The following is an 18348-nucleotide window of genomic DNA, read 5'->3' on the forward strand; positions in this document are numbered from 1 at the left end:
TATCAAAATAATAAATRGCAGAGACTATTAAAGAATAATCATATATTTCAATCCATGTCCCGTAAAGGGACATGCTTAGATAATGCTCAAATGGAATCTTTCTTTCATATTATGAAAACAGAAGTCATGAATGTTAATTATGAAACAAAAGATTCGTTAATTAAAACAATGAAAAATTGGATTAAATACTATAATAAATATAGAATTAAAACAAAATTAGGAGGTAAAGCTCCGAAAGAATATCGGGAACTTTACCTCCTAGAAAATAAATAGTTGTTTCGTTTTAAGGGTTCACATCATTCGAGTTTTTTTATTTAACAGTGATAACAATTGCTCTTACATTAAAGAACAATTCAAATCTTCGGTGCATATATTTAACAGATGCACCTTTTGCTTCAAAGTCTTTTTTAAAACGTTTGATCATTCCAGGAGTATTTAGCATGAAAATAACTCCACCAGGTTTAACCACTCGATTTAATTCCTTGGAGATTGGTTGATAGACCGATTTTTTACGATTACTTAATTGATCATCACGTCCATGAATAGCAGTTGCCACATCAAAACTATTATCATCATATGGAATACTAGTAATATCATGGGCTTTCAATTGAACTTTTTCTTTTACATCTTCTAATGTAGAATTTTTTTCTAATCGTTGAATGCTGTATTGATAAACATCTTCAACCCCATCTACTTCTGCTAAATGATTATCTTTAGCCATTTTAATTAAGGCATAGCCAGTCCCAGTCCCTAAATCTAGTCCCTTGCTTGAAGCGGTAAAATCATGATTATCAACAAACTGATTAATATAGTTCTTTTTGAAAGTAACAGTTCTAAGTAATGTCCAAATCCCTAGTAAAATTAATATTAGAACATATATCATTGATTTATTTTTATGATCAAAATAAATCGAACCATATAAACAAAATGCACCAATAAAAGATAAAGCAATTATATATGGTTCATCGGTTTTATAACGATACCAATGTTTTACCCAATTTATAATTTTATTCATTATAATTATGTATCCTTTCGAATCAAATTTATAACCTAATGATAACAAATATAGACCTTTTTGCTAAAAAATTAAATACATTTGCATAATTTCATTGCAAAACAAAAAGAAGTTTACCTAATAAGATAAACTTCTTTAAAATTATATTTATTCAGATTTTAGTTCTGATTGAACTAACCACTTGTGATTTTTAATATTCATACCTGTTTTTTTATCTTTAAAGTTTACCGTATAAGCAGGTCCCTTATTAACTGAAACAATCTTACCTTTAGCACCTTTCATGCCATACATATGATCAGCTTTTACAGTAACAGCTTTTCCAGCTTTTAATGCACCCTTGGCACTTAATTCACTAGCTACTACCCATTTATGATTTTTTACTTCTTTACTGCCATTAGTAGGTTTAAAGTCTATTTTATATAATTTAGTCTTATATACACCAGCTACAGTGGCTTTGGCATTCTTCATGCCCTTCATATGATCAGCTTTTAGAATGACCTTTTCACCAACATGAAACTTAGCATGGGTATCTTTTTTAAGGCCTTTTGGCATGGCTGAATGCATATTCATGGTTAAACCATCCATTTTCATCATATGCATAGACTTATCTTTTTTATGCATGGCACTCATATTCATTGATGATTTATCAGAGTGATGCATATCTTTGGTCATTGATGCATTTGCACCCACTCCACCAAATAAAGATAAACCTAATGCTGCCATTGAAGTTGTAGCCAATACTTTTGATACTTTCATTATAAAGACTCCTCAAAAAAATGTATTTGGTAAGATATAATCTTACTTGATTAAATATACTAGCACTTGAGTATAAAAATCACTAATCATTTGCTCAAATAATATCAATTAATAGATATCAAACTTTAATTAAGTTATCATGGAGATAAATATTTATAAGGAAGGGTTATTATGAATTTTAAGAAAAATGTTGCAGCAATTCTAACTGGAATTACATTAGCATCAATGCCAGCAATGGCTGTTAGTGCTAACGGAATGCCTAAAAATAGTTCTAATTATTGGAATAAAGTTAGGTACATAAAAGTAAATAAAAATATTTCAGCTGTTCAAAGAAAAGTTAAAAATAATTCTATTCAACCTAAAATTAATAAAAAAATGACCGTTAAAAAAGGTACTGTCTTAGTCGTCGATAGATTAAAAAGCAGTCATAATGAATGGCTTTTATTAGATGGTTTAAAAAACAGTAAAAATTCTGTTTGGTCAACTAATCAAAAGAATACTAATTGGATGAGTAAATATACACCAAAGAAGATTGATAATACAACTAAATTAGTAACCTTAACTAAAAAGATAAACATTACTGAAAAGGCTACTAAGAATCATCAAATTCAAAATAAAACATTGAAAAAATCTAGTCTTAAAAAAGGTTCAGTTGTTTATGTAAGAAGTTTTGGTGGTAATGAATGGCTAGTTTTCGGTAATAATATGCCTAAGACTAGTAAAAATGGTGCTTGGGTAACTAATAACAAAGGTACTAACTGGATGAAAAAGTACACTCCAAAACCAATTAGTAATAAGTATATTGATTTAAATCAAGACGTTTCAATAACTGAAAAAGCGGTCAAAAATAATGTCATTCAAAATAAAAACATTAAAAAAGACACTTTAAAAAGTGGTACAACTATTTTAGTAAAACCATTAAGTAAAAATGAATTCTTAATATTAAGTAGTAATGTACCTAATACTAGCAAAAATGGTGCTTGGATCATTCAAGGACAAAATAACAAATTTAGCGATTCACAAATTCTAAAATCACAATATAATACCACTCCTACAAGTGATATTGGTAGTGATTATACTGATGCATATTTCCAAAGTAATATTGGAAACAAAGATAAAACAATTGCAACGGCTGGACAAAAAGTACAAGCCAAAAAAGTTGATGACAATAATGCATTAATTAAAGTTGATGGTAATGAATATCCAATGCCAATTAGCAAAGATATACAATTACCAACTAGAAACAACGTTTATGCTTCTCAAAAAAGTAATATTGTATTTTCATTATATGCACCAAATGACTCAAATGCGGTAGCATTAAGTAGTTACACACCACAAAATGGTGATCAATGGCGTCAAATGTCCAACGATGGAAAACTAAAAGTATTTGAATACTTAGCCAAAGATAATGGTTGGCTACATGTTGGCGATATTAATACAAATAATAAATAAAATAAAAAAGCTTAGGAATAACCTAAGCTTTTTTATTTTATTCAGCTTCACCAATTGCTCCAGCAATGTCATCTTTTGAAAAATCATGTTTCATAAACTCTTCATCGTTAACTGGTAATTGTTGTTCTAAATGATCTAATACTTGAGCTGAAACTTCGCCATTATTAGTTGAAAAGTCTAACAAATGACCACCCATTGATAAATCATCAGCAATAAAATGTAGATGAAAGCCACCTACCGCCGAACCATTAAATAATTGTGGAGAATAATATCCCATAACAGTTCCAGTTACATTTTCACCATTAAATTCATGTTGCTTATGAGCACAATCCACTAAAGTTGGATATGGTTTTTCTTGTTTGTAAACTGATCTAGTTTTAATTTTATCAAAAGTGCCATGCAGTTTAATTGAGAAGAAAGTATTTTGCCAATCTTTCATCCCCATAACTTTTTCTTCTAACTTATCAGGAGTCATTGTGGATTCAATATCAAATAATTTTTTATAATCAGCAAAGTGAACGTCAGCAAATGGAACCGTAAAATTACCATCTAATTTATTCACACTACCATGACCATCAATTTGATATGGAGTACCATCTTTAATGACTAATTCACCATCAAGGCCATCACCAGTGCCAATTCCAGTATCACCATGTTTTAATAAGTCACTTAATTTTAGGGTTCCTTTAAATAATCCTGGAACTAGTAATGCTAAAGTCCCATATTGATACAAATTATTTGTTTTAACCATTTTAGAAAACTTCTTTCTATCTTAAGTTATTAATATATTATAGTACATATAATCCATATGGCAGTAAAAAAAGCTCCACCCATAATGGATAGAACCCTTTTGTCTAAATATTATTTTAGTAATTGCAAGCTTTCACGATTGAAGTCTTCCAAATCATCAGGAGTACGACTTGTAACTAATTTGTGTTTACTATCAACCACAACTGGTGCATTTAATACTTCAGCTCCAGCATAGAACAAGTCATATCTGATGGTTGTGTAAGCTGTTAATTTCAATTCATTAGTTAATCCAGTTTGAATAAAGAATTGAGGACCATGGCAAATAGCAAATACAGGCTTATTAGCCATTAAGAATTCTTTAACAAAGTTAACGTAACGAGCATCAACACGTAAAGCATCAGGAGAGCCACCACCTGGTAGCAATAGAGCATCATAACTATCAAAATCAGCATCATCAATTGAAACATCAACTTTTTGAACATCACCATGTTCACCGTGAATTTCATTACCAGCTTTTGCTTCAATAATGTATACACTGTGACCAGCATCTTCCAAAGCCTTTTTAGGTGAAGTTAATTCTGAATCTTCATATCCGCTTGTAACAACAGCAGCAATCTTACTCATATTAAAATTCCTCCTCTATTCATGTGATCATTTACATGCTACATAAGAATTAATCATGATACAAGTAAAAGAACTTATTCAAAGTAAATAATTGATATCGGCTTGGAAAGTCTATTATAATAAGGTTATACAATATACGGAGGAATTAAAATAATGAAAAAATTATTAAAAATTACATTGGCAACATTTGCTTGTCTATTTATTTTAAGTGCATGTGGTAAACAACAATCAAATGAAAATAAGAAGCCACTTCAAGTACCATCATTATCTAGTGCTTTTGATACAAGTGGTATTTCACTCCAAAAATATGACAACATTAAGGTTTCTAGCAATCAATTAAAAGGTGGCAGTTCTAAAGAGAGTCTTATGAAAACTTTAGGTAAGCCATATCATACTTCAGACACTAAATTAACTAATAATCAAAATGCTAAAGAATATACTTGGCAATTAGGTAATGATGCCAAAATTAAATACATTTTTGCAATCGTTTATAAAGATAAAATTCTAAGTAAAGGATATCAACAAAATACATCATCTAAATTAGTTAAAAAGGAAACCATTAAGGACTTAAAAAATGGTACTTCTTATAATGAAGTAATAAATAAGTTAGGCAGTCCACTTGCAGAACAAATATCGGACGGTGTACAGTTCTTAACTTATCAAAATGATAAAAATGGCAATGCTGTGAACTTAACATTCAAAAATAGTAATTTAGATAATAAGAAATTTACCACATTAAATGGATAATCAAAAAAGCCACTTTTCATAAAGTGGCTTTTTAAATATCAATATATTTATCAAGTTGTAATGATTGAAGTTCTTCAAATAATTCATCAGTACTCATTTTATTCAAGGTAGTCATAAATTCATCATCATAATTATCCATTAAATCGTCAAAATATTTTTTGACCTGTTTAGGATCCATATTACGATAAAGTCTAACCTTATCTTTAGGGTTTCTTAAATCATAATGATAATTAGCATAAAACTTCTTTATGTACCATGCACCTTTGATTTTAGCTTGATATGTTTTAATTCTTTCATCTGTCCAATACATGTCCTTTCACCCTCTTTAAATCTATTATATATAAAAAGCTTCATAAAGTGAAAGATAAGACAAAAAAGACACCTAAAATAGTAAATTTTAGGTGTCTTTTATTAGTCTTGGCCACGACTATATGAATCATTAAATTCCTTAAAGTTTTTATCATGTAAATATTTAGCAGCATCAGATAACCAATTAGTATTACGTAAAAGTGCACGTCCTTCCATAATCAAATCAGCTTGGTTGTTTTGCAAAATATATTCACATAATCCAGGATTATCTAAAAGCCCAACCGTTGAAACTGGAATGTTAACCGCCTGTTTCATTGCAGTTGCGAATTTAGTTTGATAACCATCATGTACTGGAAAATCAGGACTGGCATCAGTTAAGCCACCAGTTGAAGCATCGATTAAATCAATTCCTGATGCTTCTAGCCAGCGACCAATTTGTTGCCAATCAGACATTGTATTTTGTGTGCCGGTTGTATCATAATCACTCAATGACAATCTAATCCAAATTGGGCCATTATAATTAGCCTTAACAGCTTCAATAACTTCACGAACAATACGGTAACGTTTTTCTAAACTACCACCATATTCATCATCACGTTTATTTGCAACTGCTGATAAAAATTGATGTAATAAATATCCATGTGCTCCATGAATTTCCACCATATCGACGCCTGCATTAGCTGCTCTTTTAGCTGCTGTACCAAAATTTTGCACAATTTGTTTAATTTGACTAATTGTTAATTCATTGGGAGTACGATAATGACTACTAAATTCAAATGAACTAGGTGCAACTGGATAATTAGCGTCACTAGCTTTACGTCCAGCATGGTTTAATTGAATTCCAATTTTACTACCTAAATAGTGAATCGAACTAACTAACGATTTCAATTTGTCTGCTTGTTGATCATTCCACAATCCCAAATCATTTTTAGTAATACGTCCATCCGGTTCAACGGCTGTTGATTCAGTAATAATCAATCCGACTTGACTAATGGCACGCATTCCATAATGTGCAAAATGAAATGGCGTTAAGATACCATCTTCATTCTTCACTTCGTACATACACATTGGTGACATAACCACTCGATTTTTTAAATTTAATCCACCAACATTAGCTTTAGATAATAATAAAGACATATTATTTTATCCCTCCGTTTAGCTTACTTAATGTTAGTAACACTAGCACGCTAATTTTTAAATGTAAAATAAAAACACTCGATTAACGAGTGTTAAGATAGTGATTTCATAGCATTCATAAAACAATGCATTGAGCAATCAATCTCACCTTTAATAATTTTGATCTTATTATCAACATGGGTTTGATTAATATTATCACTTTGCTTTAAATAGCTAACCAAATTATCAATGTCTGAAATCACATTACTTTTTTCATTAGTGTTATCAAAAGCATTTATTAAATGTGAACGGGTTCTTTTTAAATTTAATAATGTTTGATCAATACTGTCCTTTTCCATATAAACACCCCTCTTAATCTCCATCATTTTTAATTGATCGCAAATTCTTTCTAACTAAGAATAAATTAATTGCTGCCAAAATAGTTGTCGCAATAAATACACCACGATAGCCACCAATTAATACAACTGCTGATCCAATCATTGGTCCTGAAACATTGCCGGCAGCTTGAAAACTTTGATTCCAACTAAATACCTGACTAATTCTTTTTTTAGGACTATATTTAGCTAACATTGCTTGAACAGTTGGCAATAAAGCGGCATCTGAAATACCAATTAAGAAACGAGTTGCTCCTAGTTGCCAAACATTTTGTACAAAACTAGTTAAAAAGAAAATTAAAATAGAAAATAATATGCCAAATTTTAAAATTTGATGCGACCCAATTCGATCACCTAATTTACCAAAAAATGGTGCAATTGAAATCATTGCCACTCCATTTAAAGCTTGAATAATTCCTGCGACTAACGCAATGTTCGTTGAATTAGGATCCAGTTGTTTTACATATAAACTAAGAATTGGTGAAATCGAATTATTGGTAGCTTGAATAAACAATGTAGTTAAAAACATTCCAAATAAAATTTGTGCCGTTGGAATCCCACTTAAGAAATGTGGTTGCTTTTCGCCCTTTTCATGAACAACTGGCGTAAAATTCTCATGAACAAAAAAGACACTAAGGAAGAATGCAATCAACATCGCAACTCCAGTAATTAAAAAGGTATACCGATATCCAAATACATCGGCTATTAAACCACCAATCATTGGACCTATCAATGTTCCCGATACATTACCAGTCGATAATTTACCAGATGCATGCCCAATTTTGTTTTTAGGAGTTTCGGCAGCTACTAATGCATTGGCATTACTAATAAAACCAGAAAAGACTCCTTGTAGTAAACGCAAAATAATCAGTTGCCAAGCACTTGTTACTAAACTCATACAACCAATCACAACTGCCATTCCAAATGAAGCCCTTAGTAACATCGGCTTACGTCCGTATTTATCGGCTAAATATCCCCAAAGTGGCGATACAATCATCTTAACAATAAATGGTGCAGCAAAGGCTAATCCACTATAGATTGAAGTTTCAGTCGCATTATAATGACCCAGTTGTCCGATAAATAATGCAATGAATGGACTAATACAGCTAAAGCCAATCCCCGCTACGAAGGTTCCAAACCATAAAACGTTTAAGTTTTGTTTCCAATTAACAGTTTTCGAACCCAATGTAACATTCATCTCCTTTATTTTTATGATACTTATAAATAAAGAATTATAACACCAATAAATTGAATGAAAAAGTTATTGGTATCAAATAATATAGGTTAAAATGATATTAGGAGGATACATATGATTTATATATTATTGTTAACTTTATTATTATCAATTGTTTTATCCATAATTTCATATAAATTAAATAAAACTAGTATCATGAATGGATTGTTTATTCTATCATCTATTTTTGCCATTGTAGCTAACTTAGGTTACTTAACATTTAATATACATATCCAATTGATCCATATTCCAGCAATGATTGTTTTTGCAATCATAAGTTCGTTACTTTTATTAGTCTACCTAGTTTATACAATGATACTAATATTTGATGGAATTGTAGTTTGGTATTATGAAACTCATCATTTGGCAAATATCTTTAGCTTAATATTGGGATTAATAATGATAGTGTACCCAATTGTTAATCACTTTATTATTCAAATTTTTCCTAATCCTTTTGATATAATCATCGAAAGAATCATTGAATTTGGTTTATTTTATATTGTTAGTTCATTTATTGCTTTTTGCATTGCAGTCATTCTATGCAATTTAAATCGACCAACATTAAATCAAGATTATATAATCATTTTAGGTGCTGGTTTAGTGCATGGTGATGAGGTTGGTCCCATTTTAGCTGCCAGAATTAATAAAGCAATTAATATTTATTGGCAACAAATCGAAAAAACCAATAAACATCCCTTCATAATTTGTTCGGGTGGTCAAGGTCATGATGAAACTGTTTCTGAAGGTTTTGCAATGTGTGAATATGCAAATCAACACGGTATAAATGAAGCTGATGTAACTGCAGAAGAACATTCAATTAATACAATGACCAATTTTAAAAAATCAAAAGAAATAATTGAACGTAAACATTTAAAAATTGATAGAGGCATTTTTGTATCAAGTAATTATCATGTTTATCGCGCTAATCGATATGCTAAAATAGTTGGTCTACCAATTAATGGTATCGGATCAAAAACTAAAATTACGTCCTTATCGCATAGTATTTTACGTGAATATTTTGCAATTATCTTGAATCACAAACGCTTAAATTTATTAATTGGATTATTAATTGTGGTAATAACAATTATTTTATATATGTAAAAAGGTTCTATCATTCAAGATAGAACCTTTTTTATTATTGATTTATATAATCTAATAGTTGATACATAATCTTTTTATTTTCTTTAGGCACTGGATAGTTAATAATATCAGCAGCACTTTGATTTAAAGCATTATCACAAGCATACTCGCCATCATTAACGACAATTTCTCTTAAATCTGTTTGCATAGGTTCAAAATGAAATTGTAAGCCCATAATATGATGGTTAATTACAAAGCCTTGATTTTTCAATAAATCACTAGAAAATAATAATTTAGCTTGGTTAGGAACTTCAAACATTTCACCATGCCAATGTAACGCCATTAATTTTTTAGGAAAATTATCTATTATGTTAGCTTTCAAATATACAGGTGCCCAGCCCACTTCTTTCACTGGCGAAGGAGCAATCCGATAACCTAATGCTTTAGCTATTTGTTGTGACCCAAAACAAGCCCCATAAATTGGGATATCTTTATCAATTGCTTCATGAATTAATTTACGTTCTGCCTTAATCCAGTCGTCATCATCATTAGCACTCATTGGACCACCTAATATCACTAACATGTCGGTTTCATTGATATTAGGTAATTTATAAAATTCATTAGGATGATAAATATACATATCATGTCCATGATCTTCCGCCCATGAACGAATAGTGCCAGGTCCTTCATTAGATGCATGTTGTAAAACATTAATGCGCATAATTTCACCGTCTTTCAAATTTAATATTATAAAGCTAGTTAATAAAATTCTATAAGAAGTAAATAACAAACTATGGCTATTGCATAAATAATAGCATAGACTTTCTGCTCATTATGAGATAAGCATACATAACAATTTGATGATTGAAAATTTAACTGTATTAAACACAATCTAAATACTAAAAAAGCAACTAACGCATTTAGCAATAAACCTTTATCGTGAAGTAAGGCCATTATTGTGATTAATAAAAGTGTAAAAGCATTTATTAAAATAACTTTTAATATTGTATGTTTCATATTTAGAATTCCTTTGTTTAACGTCACAGTGAGTGACCATTTATATTAAATTACAAAATTGATTGTCGGAATTCCATTAAAATGAACAGAAAAATAAAGAAGATAATTGAAAACAAACTTTTTTAATTTATTTAGCATTCAAATATCTCCTTTATAAAATTAATTTATTATTTAATAATCTTCAACCAACGGGTATTATCTGGTTTGAACATAACCCATAGTTGCTTAGCAGTTTTGTGATTTAGTTTTAAAACCCAAGTAAAATTACTACCAGCACTGGTTAATTTAACAATTTGTCCTTTATGTAAAGTAATCTTTTTGTCTACTTTAATATGATTACATTCAGGGATTCCGGTAATTTTAACACGATCAACTGTTACTGGTTTAGTAACTTTAACCGTTCTAAAATGATACCAATACTTGGACATTTGACTAGGGTTAGATTTTGCTGAGGTAGTCGTTCCAACGAAAATTAACAAAGATAATGATAATAAAAATGATAACAATAACTTTTTCATTGCAAATATCCTCCTCAAAAATATTTAACATACTTTTATTTTAGCACGATTTTAAAATGGTATATAATAAAGGAAACTCTTTTCAAAGAAGGTTTATGTATGAAGAAAAAACTAACACTATTTTTAATATTAGTACCTGCATTCATAATATTTTTTCAAAATAATAATATAATTAAGGCTGATTCAAACCCCAACATTTATAAAATTACAGATACTAATAAAAACTCTATTGCCAATATAAATACTTCTGAAAAGATTAATATTTATACTAAAGATTTTAAAAATAAGAATAAAACTGACACCTTAAAAAAAGTAATGACAGGTAAACAATATCACGTAAAAATTAACGGTGTTAACAAAGTATATCAAGCGGTTTATCGAAGAAGAAAATTATTGGGGTATGTTTGGCATGGATTTTTAAATATTGATTCTGATCGAACATTTTCTTATCAAGCTTCTAAAAATTTTAGAAAATTAATTAATACTTATCGTAATGAAAATGGCATTAACAAATTAAAAGTCAGCCATAAATTGAATCATAAGGCCAATATAATTGCCAAAAACATTGATAAAGATTTTTTACCCAAGAATACTAATAATCAAATAGTGTATTATACAAATTACCAAGAAACATATATGCCAACTTCATTTAGCTATTTAGCATTTAAAAAATTAGTCTACTTTGATCAGAATGAAAATAATCAAAGTTATAATACTCTAAAAAATATTGATAATGAACATATTGGTGTATCAGCAATTAAAAGTCCATTACGTTTAGGAAATCATAATCAACTTAATAACTATTATTTAGTTATTTTATTACAATAGTAAAAAATAGGAGGAATTTGAGATGTCATTCAAACTACGGGCCTTAGAAAAAAGTGATTTAACAAGCATCCATCAATTGTTTAATGATCCTTTTAACATGCAATTTTGGTTTGAAGAACCATACTTACCAATGGAAAAATTAGAAGACCGTTTTAATCATAGTCTAAATGATAATTCCATTCGTAGTTTTGCGGTTAGTTATAATGAAAATTTTGCGGGAATTGTTGAATTAATCGACATTGATTTAAGACATCGTCATGCTGAAATTCAAATTATTATTGATAGTGAATTTAGAGGCTTGAAATTAGCCCAAAAAGCCTTTGCAGAATGCCTTAAATATGCATTTGAAACTCTTAACTTACACAAAGTTTACTTATATGTAGATGTAGATAATGCTCCGGCAGTAAAAGTTTATCAAAAATTGGGCTTTAAAACTGAAGGTACTCTAAAAGAACAATATTTTGCTAATGGCAGTTATCATGATTGTGCCATCATGTCGGTATTTAAAAAAGATTACAAAAAAAGATGAGTTAAAAAACTCATCTTAAACATATTAGCTGACATTTAATTGTCAGCTTTTTTTGTTGATTTAAATAAGAAATATAAATTAAATAGATGTGCTATTTTACCAACATAAGAAATAATTTTTACATCTTTAAGTAATATATTTCCAATTAACATCAATACCAGAATTATTAAAAAATAATAAACTGGTGTTCCACTGTCACGATAACGGCGCACCATTAATGATATTTCTGGGATTAAAGAAATAATTATAAATCCTATAATTAATTTAACAAAAGTTAAAATTATAATATTATTTATATTATTTACCATATTAGCTAAAAGCATAAATAAAATAATTAAACCAATATTGATAATTTGTGGAATAAAAAAGTCTTTTATATTAGTTTTATCCTTATAATTGAAAATATTTTTCCAAAATTTAAAATATGCATTCAATATTTATTATCTCCTATAGTTCTTTTTTACTAGGTAAAATTGTGATAACAAAGTTAGCAATAGTCAATAAGGCAAAAATAATGTATGCAATAACGACAAATAAATTATTGTTAATATTAAATTGTATTAGTACAAGCATAAAATATGGTAATACAACTGTAAGTAATAACCACCATGGTGAAATTCCTGTATCACGATAACGTCTTATTAATAAACTGATACCAGGAATAAGAATAACCAAACCATAAAAGGATGGAAACATAAATAAAATTATACCGTACCATAGCATTGCAAAATTACTAGTATTAGCAACATATCCTAAAATTAGACCAATTCCAATAATTACAAAAATAAATTCAATAATAAAATTAATTAATCTTACCCACCAATATTCAGCACGAGAACTCTTCCCACTGAAATTAACATAATTCATAAAAAATAATTTATAAGCTTCCCACATTCCGACCATAAAAGGTCCTCCTTTAAAATAAGTATGTATTGTTTTTTATATTAATAGATTAAATTAGTAAAATCAAACATATAAAAGAATTGTGGTATAATTTTTGTAATATTACCTAGGAGGTTTATTATGAACGATTTAGATCAACTAGAAGCGGAAATTTTAAAAGAAGAACAACGTCTTTCACCTGAACAACAAAATATGGTAGACAATAGTGCTGATGCAAATAAAGCAAATCCAATTATTGCATGGGTGCTATGGTGGTTTTTAGGAGAATTTGGTGCTCACAGATTTTACTTACATCGCAATAACGCATTAGCTATGTTGATAATTGATGTTACTGGATGGATTTTATCAATTATCTTAATTGGTCTCCCTATTATATTATTCATCAGAATTTGGTGGATAATTGATGCCTTTTCTATCCAAGCATGGTTACGCGAAGATTATTTATTAAAAAAGAAACAAGCTATTGATATGATTAATAGTAATGATAATTCCACTTTTGACGGACAGTTCACTGCTAAATAACTAGAATGCAATTAATGTTGCATTCTTTTTTATTGAAATCATTTATGCAACCTGTTACTTTATAAGTAACATATCAAAAGGAGTCTTTAATTATGAAATACGCAATTACAATGGTTACTGGAAAATTCGGCAAAGCCGCTATTAATTATTTAATGAACTTAGTAGATCACAAAGATATTATTGCTTTGGCTAGAAATGTAGATAAAGCTAAAAAAGAACTACCTGAAGATATTAAAGTCCGTCCTGGAGATTATACTAATAAAGATCAACTAGTTGAATCACTAAAAGATGTGGATAAATTATTATTTATTTCATCACAACCTGGTGGAGAAGTTTCTCGTTTACAACAACACAAAAATGTTGTCAATGCCGCTAAAAAAGCTGATGTAAAATATATCGCATACACTAGTTTTCCTCATGCTGATAAAGCTGATAACTTCCTATCAAAAGACCATACTGCAACAGAACTATATATCAAAGAAATGGGCATTGATCGTTCATTCTTAAGAAACAATTGGTACTTAGAAAACGAATTAGCTACTTTAAAAGCTGCTAATAATGGTGGTACTTTTGTATATGCTGCAGGTAATGGCAAAGTTGGTTGGGCATTAGAAAAAGAATATGCTGAAAGTGCCGTTAAAGTACTAACTATGGATAAGCCTAAGGAAATATATGAATTTGCTGGTCAAAGTAGAAGTTACGCTGAATTATCCAATGCTTTAAAGAAAGTTGCCGCTAATGATTTTGTAGTTAAAGAAGTAAGTCTAGATGAATATGAAGAAGGCATGCAAAAAGCAGATTTACCTGCAGCAGTAGCTAAAGTGGTTACTGATATTCAAGCACTAATTAAAGATGGCGAATTACAAGAAAATACTAATGATTTGCCAGATGTGCTTGGGCATCCCCTAACATCAATTGAAGATGCTTTAAGAGAAGCATTGCAATAAAAATGGATGGTGATATTGCATGAAATACTCACATAAATTGAGCGATGCTATCCATGTTCTAACTTATATTGGAATATCGAATAGTAGTACTGACCTTTCTAGTCGTGCGATTGCCAGCAGTATTGATTCTAATCCCAGTTTAGTCAGACGTTTAATGGCTACTTTAAGTAATGCTGGTTTAATAAATAGTACTCCTGGAAAAATAAGCTTAGAACTTAGTCGTCCAGCTAAAGACATTAGTTTACTAGATGTTTATAATGCTATTGAAGAACCTAAATTATTACATGTAGATCCTAAAACTAATTTAAATTGTATCGTAGGTGCTAATATTCAAAAAACGTTGACTCATGCTTACGACAAAGTACAACAAACAGCTGAACAAGAAATGAATAATATTAACATTCAGGAAATTGTTGATGGTATTTTAGAAGAAAATAAAAAATAGTTTGTATAAAAAAAGATTCCTGTACTCAAAAGTACAAGAATCTTTTTTATTTAAGCATTGATACCAATATTAGATAATTTATTTACAGATACATTATCTAAATTGTTAAATTTAAGATTTAAGTGTTTACCATCATGGAAGAATGTTCCAGTCATTGTTCTTTGACCATCGTTAATATAAATTTCAAAGACTGTGTTATCAAAATAAATTGCACAATCTTGTAATCTAGATGAGCCAAGTAAAACATTGCGGCTTTCTGCATCTTCACCGATATTTTTACGAGTTAAGTTTAATTTATGTGAATCCTTATCAAAAGATAGTTTTAGATAACTGTCATCAGAATTAATCAACATTTCATTATCTTTGCCATCTTCGACATCAAATTTAATTAGACTTTGTTTATCTAATTGCATACCATTTTCAACATTATCTTTTTCACCAATTAATGAATCATTTTCTTTAACTGGGGTTTGAATTAATCGGCCATCTTTAATGTGTAGTTCACGTACCATTGTTAATGCACCTTCCCAGCCCTCATTATCTGAAAGGTATTTCGTATCTGGTAAACCAATCCATGCTGATTCTAGTAGTCTACCATCTGGTGCATTAAATAATTGAGTAGCATAGAAATCAAAGCCTTCATCAACTTGATGCATTGCTGATGGATTAATTAATTTCATATTTTCCCAATCAAAATCATCAGCAGTGATATAAGCATTAGGATGAACATTATCATAACTAAATTTAGTATCATCAGCACCTTGTGGACAGAAAATTAAGACAACTTTTCCATCAACAAAACCTAAATTAGGACATTCAGCCATATAGCCTAAATTATCATGACCTAAATCCATCACTTTATAAAATTCCCAACCTTTATCAACATGCTTAGAACGATAAGTTAGGATTTCACCTTCATTGTCAATATTTTGTGCACCCAAAATAGCATAGTAATAATCACCATGTTTTAAAATTTGTGGGTCTCTAAAGTGACCAGTAATCGCAGCTGGTGCATTATCAATTAATGGTTCTGATAATTTTTCAATATTATTATCTTTATCCATCCAGGCACCATCTTGATATGGATGACGACGATATTCATCATCATCTTCAAAGACGTTTCCTGTATACATTAAGAATAACTTGTCATCAACATTAATTGCACTACCGGAATAGCAACCATGACGATCATAATAACGATCTGGAACCATTGGTTTATTAGTATTTTCCCAATTAACTAAATCGTCAGAAACCATATGAGTCCAACTCTTTAATCCATGCACTCCACCATATGGAAATGCTTGGAAAAATAAATGCCATTGATTATTAAAATATGAAAAACCATTAGGATCATTTAACAAACCAGTTTCGGTTTGAATATGGTAACCTAAACGCCAATTTGATTTTGCAATTTTAGCTTTCAAATCGGTTAGTACTTTAGGATCCCAATCTTTGTATAATCGATCTAATCTTTCCATTGTCCAATATTTTTTGTCCATAATAATGACCTCACTTTATTAAAAATGAATCTAAAATATTCACTAACTAAATTCTAACAAAGTGAGGTCATATTAGCTTTTATTTTGACTGATACAAGAATTAATTAATTGTGATATCACCATCGGAACTGGTAAAGTTATAAACCTTATTAGATTGTGGATGATTTAAACTAGAATCGATATTGTTATCACCATCCGAAGTATTAGAAACAATTCTAGCATTATCATTACTGTAAACATCCCCATCAATATCACCGTCAGAAGAATCCGCTCTTAAGCTATGTTTGATATCTTGATGGTCAAAACTAATATCACCATCGGAACTAGATAAGCTTAAAGCATGCCAACTGTTATGCCCTAAGTTCAAGTCACCATCGGAACTTTCTAATTTGCTAAAGCCATTGTGAATTATATTATCACTCATTGAAACATCTCCGTCATTGCTAGAAGCATTTAATGAATCAAATTCATTTCCATGAAGAGAAACGTCTCCATCAGCACTAGACAAGTCACTATGACCTTTATCAAATTTACTGTTAGCAATATAAACATCATCATCACCGGATTCTGCTTTAATGCTACCAGCATGAATATTTTTAGCATTAACACCACCATCTATATTAATGCCATTAGTAATATTCAAGCCATCAATACTAAAATCACTTAAATCATTTTTAGCCAAAAGTGATGACAATTGAGTGCCTTTTTTAACATAAATAGTAATTGAAGAATTATTATGATCTAAATATCCAATTCTTAATAACTTAGATAAAACAGATGTATTTTTATTTTTAATATTTAACTGACCATTGGCAATTGAATAATCTAAATTTTGCTTTTTGGATAATTTTGCTTCAATTTTAGATTCATTGCCACTCTTAATGGTAACCGGCATCCCCATTGAACCAGCATTGGAGATATCCATATTGATTGAATTAAAATTACCTAATTTTTTGGAAACTGTATGCGTTATTTTATTATTAGGATTATTTTGTCCATTAGGCAATTGAAAATCATTTTTGGCAAAACCAATTATAAATAATATAAATCCTATGATTATAACTACACCTGATATTTGCATAATTCTCTTCATTATTTATCACCCTTTCTTTTGCCAATTTTTCCATAAGCCCATATAAATAATTTCTTAATTCCGGTAATTGTTTTGGCAGAAATCCAGAACAAACCACAAAATAGAATAGTTGAAACAGAGATTGCTACTAGACCAGCACCTATAAACATTAAGATAGTTTGTAAATCAAATCTCAAACCACCAATAATAAAGGCAATTCCTGAAAGAAATACTGATAACAACACTGCAAATATTGAGATAAAAATAACTAGTGGCATGATAACAAAGAAAACAAAGAACATAACTGCTAATGGAATCGTAATTGGCGTCGAACATATGCCTAATATTACTAACCAAATCGTTTTCATATTTTCACGTGACTTTTTACTATCTTTATTCCTTTTAATTGATTGTTCAGCCATAATCTTTCTCGTTAAAAATTTAGGCGTACCCAAATCATTAACACAATCTTCATAAGTACTAAATGGACCATCAGTTAAGTAATCAGTATAGAATTCTAATGCACTTTCAGCATCTTCACTGTTATATTTTGACAAATATTTACGCAATTCTTCTAAATATTGATCCAT

Annotated in this window: 24 protein-coding genes; 9 read left to right on the top strand and 15 right to left on the bottom strand. The window is 29.6% G+C overall.

All coding sequences use genetic code 11. The features are described from left to right. The coding region (locus tag DY123_RS03710; protein WP_140936402.1) for an IS3 family transposase at positions 1 to 273 on the top strand (273 nt) is incomplete at its 5' end. Positions 274 to 310: 37 nt separating this feature from the next. Here DY123_RS03710 and DY123_RS03715 read toward each other — a convergent pair. Together DY123_RS03715 and DY123_RS03720 are read right to left on the bottom strand one after the other, a co-directional pair. Beyond that, positions 311 to 1015 (bottom strand): class I SAM-dependent methyltransferase, encoded by a 705-nt coding sequence (locus tag DY123_RS03715; protein ID WP_140936403.1) that lies wholly within the window; start codon positions 1013 to 1015, stop codon positions 311 to 313. A 147-nt stretch (positions 1016 to 1162) separates the two neighbouring features. After that, the gene (locus tag DY123_RS03720; protein ID WP_225362846.1) at positions 1163 to 1771 is read right to left on the bottom strand and encodes a YdhK family protein; all 609 of its coding nucleotides are present in this window, start codon (positions 1769 to 1771) and stop codon (positions 1163 to 1165) included. 171 nt (positions 1772 to 1942) lie between these two features. Here DY123_RS03720 and DY123_RS03725 point away from each other — a divergent pair, with 171 nt between their 5' ends. Further along, positions 1943 to 3223 (top strand): hypothetical protein, encoded by a 1281-nt coding sequence (locus DY123_RS03725; RefSeq protein WP_105964178.1) that lies wholly within the window; start codon positions 1943 to 1945, stop codon positions 3221 to 3223. 37 nt (positions 3224 to 3260) lie between these two features. On the opposite strand, the gene budA is transcribed toward DY123_RS03725, so the two are convergent. Together budA and DY123_RS03735 are read right to left on the bottom strand one after the other, a co-directional pair. Then, positions 3261 to 3974, bottom strand: coding sequence for an acetolactate decarboxylase (budA, locus tag DY123_RS03730; protein ID WP_105964179.1), 714 nt, complete (start codon positions 3972 to 3974; stop codon positions 3261 to 3263). A gap of 110 nt (positions 3975 to 4084) precedes the next feature. Further along, positions 4085 to 4597, bottom strand: a complete 513-nt coding sequence (locus DY123_RS03735) for a type 1 glutamine amidotransferase domain-containing protein (protein ID WP_105964180.1) — start codon at positions 4595 to 4597, stop codon at positions 4085 to 4087. A gap of 153 nt (positions 4598 to 4750) precedes the next feature. Between DY123_RS03735 and DY123_RS03740 the strand changes: the two genes are divergently transcribed. Then, complete coding sequence (locus DY123_RS03740; RefSeq protein WP_105964181.1) at positions 4751 to 5344, top strand: DUF3862 domain-containing protein; 594 nt, start codon at positions 4751 to 4753, stop codon at positions 5342 to 5344. A gap of 31 nt (positions 5345 to 5375) precedes the next feature. Here the strand turns inward: DY123_RS03740 and DY123_RS03745 are convergent, their stop codons facing one another. The 4 genes from DY123_RS03745 to DY123_RS03760 form a co-directional block, all read right to left on the bottom strand. Continuing rightward, the gene (locus DY123_RS03745; RefSeq protein ID WP_105964182.1) at positions 5376 to 5654 is read right to left on the bottom strand and encodes a hypothetical protein; all 279 of its coding nucleotides are present in this window, start codon (positions 5652 to 5654) and stop codon (positions 5376 to 5378) included. A 101-nt stretch (positions 5655 to 5755) separates the two neighbouring features. After that, positions 5756 to 6790, bottom strand: a complete 1035-nt coding sequence (locus tag DY123_RS03750; protein ID WP_105964183.1) for an NADH:flavin oxidoreductase/NADH oxidase — start codon at positions 6788 to 6790, stop codon at positions 5756 to 5758. 92 nt (positions 6791 to 6882) lie between these two features. Then, positions 6883 to 7128, bottom strand: a complete 246-nt coding sequence (locus DY123_RS03755; protein WP_105964184.1) for a hypothetical protein — start codon at positions 7126 to 7128, stop codon at positions 6883 to 6885. Positions 7129 to 7141: 13 nt separating this feature from the next. Beyond that, the gene (locus DY123_RS03760; protein WP_140925704.1) at positions 7142 to 8362 is read right to left on the bottom strand and encodes a multidrug efflux MFS transporter; all 1221 of its coding nucleotides are present in this window, start codon (positions 8360 to 8362) and stop codon (positions 7142 to 7144) included. A 111-nt stretch (positions 8363 to 8473) separates the two neighbouring features. On the opposite strand from DY123_RS03760, the gene DY123_RS03765 reads away from it, so the two are divergent. Then, entirely contained in the window at positions 8474 to 9499 is a 1026-nt protein-coding gene (locus tag DY123_RS03765) for a YdcF family protein (protein ID WP_105964185.1), read from the top strand. Positions 9500 to 9533: 34 nt separating this feature from the next. Here DY123_RS03765 and DY123_RS03770 read toward each other — a convergent pair whose 3' ends face one another. Beyond that, positions 9534 to 10199: a type 1 glutamine amidotransferase gene (locus DY123_RS03770; protein ID WP_105964439.1), complete on the bottom strand. Its 666-nt coding sequence runs from the start codon at positions 10197 to 10199 to the stop codon at positions 9534 to 9536. A 463-nt stretch (positions 10200 to 10662) separates the two neighbouring features. Then, entirely contained in the window at positions 10663 to 11013 is a 351-nt protein-coding gene (locus DY123_RS03775; RefSeq protein ID WP_105964187.1) for a hypothetical protein, read from the bottom strand. 99 nt (positions 11014 to 11112) lie between these two features. On the opposite strand from DY123_RS03775, the gene DY123_RS03780 reads away from it, so the two are divergent. Together DY123_RS03780 and DY123_RS03785 are read left to right on the top strand one after the other, a co-directional pair. After that, entirely contained in the window at positions 11113 to 11841 is a 729-nt protein-coding gene (locus DY123_RS03780) for a CAP domain-containing protein (protein ID WP_105964188.1), read from the top strand. Between the two features lie 22 nt (positions 11842 to 11863). Continuing rightward, on the top strand, positions 11864 to 12370 hold the full coding sequence (locus tag DY123_RS03785; protein WP_140925705.1) for a GNAT family N-acetyltransferase: 507 nt from the start codon (positions 11864 to 11866) through the stop codon (positions 12368 to 12370). A gap of 35 nt (positions 12371 to 12405) precedes the next feature. Here the strand turns inward: DY123_RS03785 and DY123_RS03790 are convergent, their stop codons facing one another. Together DY123_RS03790 and DY123_RS03795 are read right to left on the bottom strand one after the other, a co-directional pair. Beyond that, positions 12406 to 12804 carry a DUF805 domain-containing protein gene (locus tag DY123_RS03790; protein ID WP_157944950.1) on the bottom strand — a complete coding sequence of 133 codons (399 nt, stop codon included), beginning with the start codon at positions 12802 to 12804 and terminating at the stop codon, positions 12406 to 12408. Positions 12805 to 12817: 13 nt separating this feature from the next. Then, the gene (locus tag DY123_RS03795; RefSeq protein WP_105964191.1) at positions 12818 to 13273 is read right to left on the bottom strand and encodes a DUF805 domain-containing protein; all 456 of its coding nucleotides are present in this window, start codon (positions 13271 to 13273) and stop codon (positions 12818 to 12820) included. Positions 13274 to 13393: 120 nt separating this feature from the next. Here DY123_RS03795 and DY123_RS03800 point away from each other — a divergent pair, with 120 nt between their 5' ends. The 3 genes from DY123_RS03800 to DY123_RS03810 all read left to right on the top strand — a co-directional run bounded on the left by DY123_RS03800 (position 13394) and on the right by DY123_RS03810 (position 15187). Then, complete coding sequence (locus DY123_RS03800; RefSeq protein ID WP_105964192.1) at positions 13394 to 13795, top strand: TM2 domain-containing protein; 402 nt, start codon at positions 13394 to 13396, stop codon at positions 13793 to 13795. A gap of 92 nt (positions 13796 to 13887) precedes the next feature. Further along, positions 13888 to 14742, top strand: a complete 855-nt coding sequence (locus tag DY123_RS03805) for an SDR family oxidoreductase (RefSeq protein ID WP_105964193.1) — start codon at positions 13888 to 13890, stop codon at positions 14740 to 14742. A 19-nt stretch (positions 14743 to 14761) separates the two neighbouring features. Then, complete coding sequence (locus DY123_RS03810; protein ID WP_105964194.1) at positions 14762 to 15187, top strand: Rrf2 family transcriptional regulator; 426 nt, start codon at positions 14762 to 14764, stop codon at positions 15185 to 15187. A 50-nt stretch (positions 15188 to 15237) separates the two neighbouring features. On the opposite strand, the gene DY123_RS03815 is transcribed toward DY123_RS03810, so the two are convergent. From DY123_RS03815 to DY123_RS03825, 3 genes are all read right to left on the bottom strand, one after another. Beyond that, positions 15238 to 16686, bottom strand: coding sequence for a sucrose-6-phosphate hydrolase (locus DY123_RS03815; RefSeq protein WP_105964195.1), 1449 nt, complete (start codon positions 16684 to 16686; stop codon positions 15238 to 15240). A 100-nt stretch (positions 16687 to 16786) separates the two neighbouring features. After that, positions 16787 to 17779 (bottom strand): DUF4097 family beta strand repeat-containing protein, encoded by a 993-nt coding sequence (locus tag DY123_RS03820; RefSeq protein ID WP_105964196.1) that lies wholly within the window; start codon positions 17777 to 17779, stop codon positions 16787 to 16789. Then, on the bottom strand, positions 17779 to 18348 hold the full coding sequence (locus DY123_RS03825) for a DUF1700 domain-containing protein (protein WP_105964197.1): 570 nt from the start codon (positions 18346 to 18348) through the stop codon (positions 17779 to 17781). The genes DY123_RS03820 and DY123_RS03825 overlap by 1 nt, the downstream gene beginning before the upstream one ends.

The organism is Apilactobacillus micheneri (assembly GCF_006493595.1).
Lineage (GTDB): Bacteria > Bacillota > Bacilli > Lactobacillales > Lactobacillaceae > Apilactobacillus > Apilactobacillus micheneri.

Coding starts and splice junctions, on each gene's coding strand:
- DY123_RS03715 (WP_140936403.1), bottom strand. CDS start 1,015: ATGAATAAAATTATAAATTGGGTAAAACATTGGTATCGTTATAAAACC.
- DY123_RS03720 (WP_225362846.1), bottom strand. CDS start 1,771: ATGAAAGTATCAAAAGTATTGGCTACAACTTCAATGGCAGCATTAGGT.
- DY123_RS03725 (WP_105964178.1), top strand. CDS start 1,943: ATGAATTTTAAGAAAAATGTTGCAGCAATTCTAACTGGAATTACATTA.
- budA (WP_105964179.1), bottom strand. CDS start 3,974: ATGGTTAAAACAAATAATTTGTATCAATATGGGACTTTAGCATTACTA.
- DY123_RS03735 (WP_105964180.1), bottom strand. CDS start 4,597: ATGAGTAAGATTGCTGCTGTTGTTACAAGCGGATATGAAGATTCAGAA.
- DY123_RS03740 (WP_105964181.1), top strand. CDS start 4,751: ATGAAAAAATTATTAAAAATTACATTGGCAACATTTGCTTGTCTATTT.
- DY123_RS03745 (WP_105964182.1), bottom strand. CDS start 5,654: ATGTATTGGACAGATGAAAGAATTAAAACATATCAAGCTAAAATCAAA.
- DY123_RS03750 (WP_105964183.1), bottom strand. CDS start 6,790: ATGTCTTTATTATTATCTAAAGCTAATGTTGGTGGATTAAATTTAAAA.
- DY123_RS03755 (WP_105964184.1), bottom strand. CDS start 7,128: ATGGAAAAGGACAGTATTGATCAAACATTATTAAATTTAAAAAGAACC.
- DY123_RS03760 (WP_140925704.1), bottom strand. CDS start 8,362: ATGAATGTTACATTGGGTTCGAAAACTGTTAATTGGAAACAAAACTTA.
- DY123_RS03765 (WP_105964185.1), top strand. CDS start 8,474: ATGATTTATATATTATTGTTAACTTTATTATTATCAATTGTTTTATCC.
- DY123_RS03770 (WP_105964439.1), bottom strand. CDS start 10,199: ATGCGCATTAATGTTTTACAACATGCATCTAATGAAGGACCTGGCACT.
- DY123_RS03775 (WP_105964187.1), bottom strand. CDS start 11,013: ATGAAAAAGTTATTGTTATCATTTTTATTATCATTATCTTTGTTAATT.
- DY123_RS03780 (WP_105964188.1), top strand. CDS start 11,113: ATGAAGAAAAAACTAACACTATTTTTAATATTAGTACCTGCATTCATA.
- DY123_RS03785 (WP_140925705.1), top strand. CDS start 11,864: ATGTCATTCAAACTACGGGCCTTAGAAAAAAGTGATTTAACAAGCATC.
- DY123_RS03795 (WP_105964191.1), bottom strand. CDS start 13,273: ATGGTCGGAATGTGGGAAGCTTATAAATTATTTTTTATGAATTATGTT.
- DY123_RS03800 (WP_105964192.1), top strand. CDS start 13,394: ATGAACGATTTAGATCAACTAGAAGCGGAAATTTTAAAAGAAGAACAA.
- DY123_RS03805 (WP_105964193.1), top strand. CDS start 13,888: ATGAAATACGCAATTACAATGGTTACTGGAAAATTCGGCAAAGCCGCT.
- DY123_RS03810 (WP_105964194.1), top strand. CDS start 14,762: ATGAAATACTCACATAAATTGAGCGATGCTATCCATGTTCTAACTTAT.
- DY123_RS03815 (WP_105964195.1), bottom strand. CDS start 16,686: ATGGACAAAAAATATTGGACAATGGAAAGATTAGATCGATTATACAAA.
- DY123_RS03820 (WP_105964196.1), bottom strand. CDS start 17,779: ATGAAGAGAATTATGCAAATATCAGGTGTAGTTATAATCATAGGATTT.
- DY123_RS03825 (WP_105964197.1), bottom strand. CDS start 18,348: ATGGATCAATATTTAGAAGAATTGCGTAAATATTTGTCAAAATATAAC.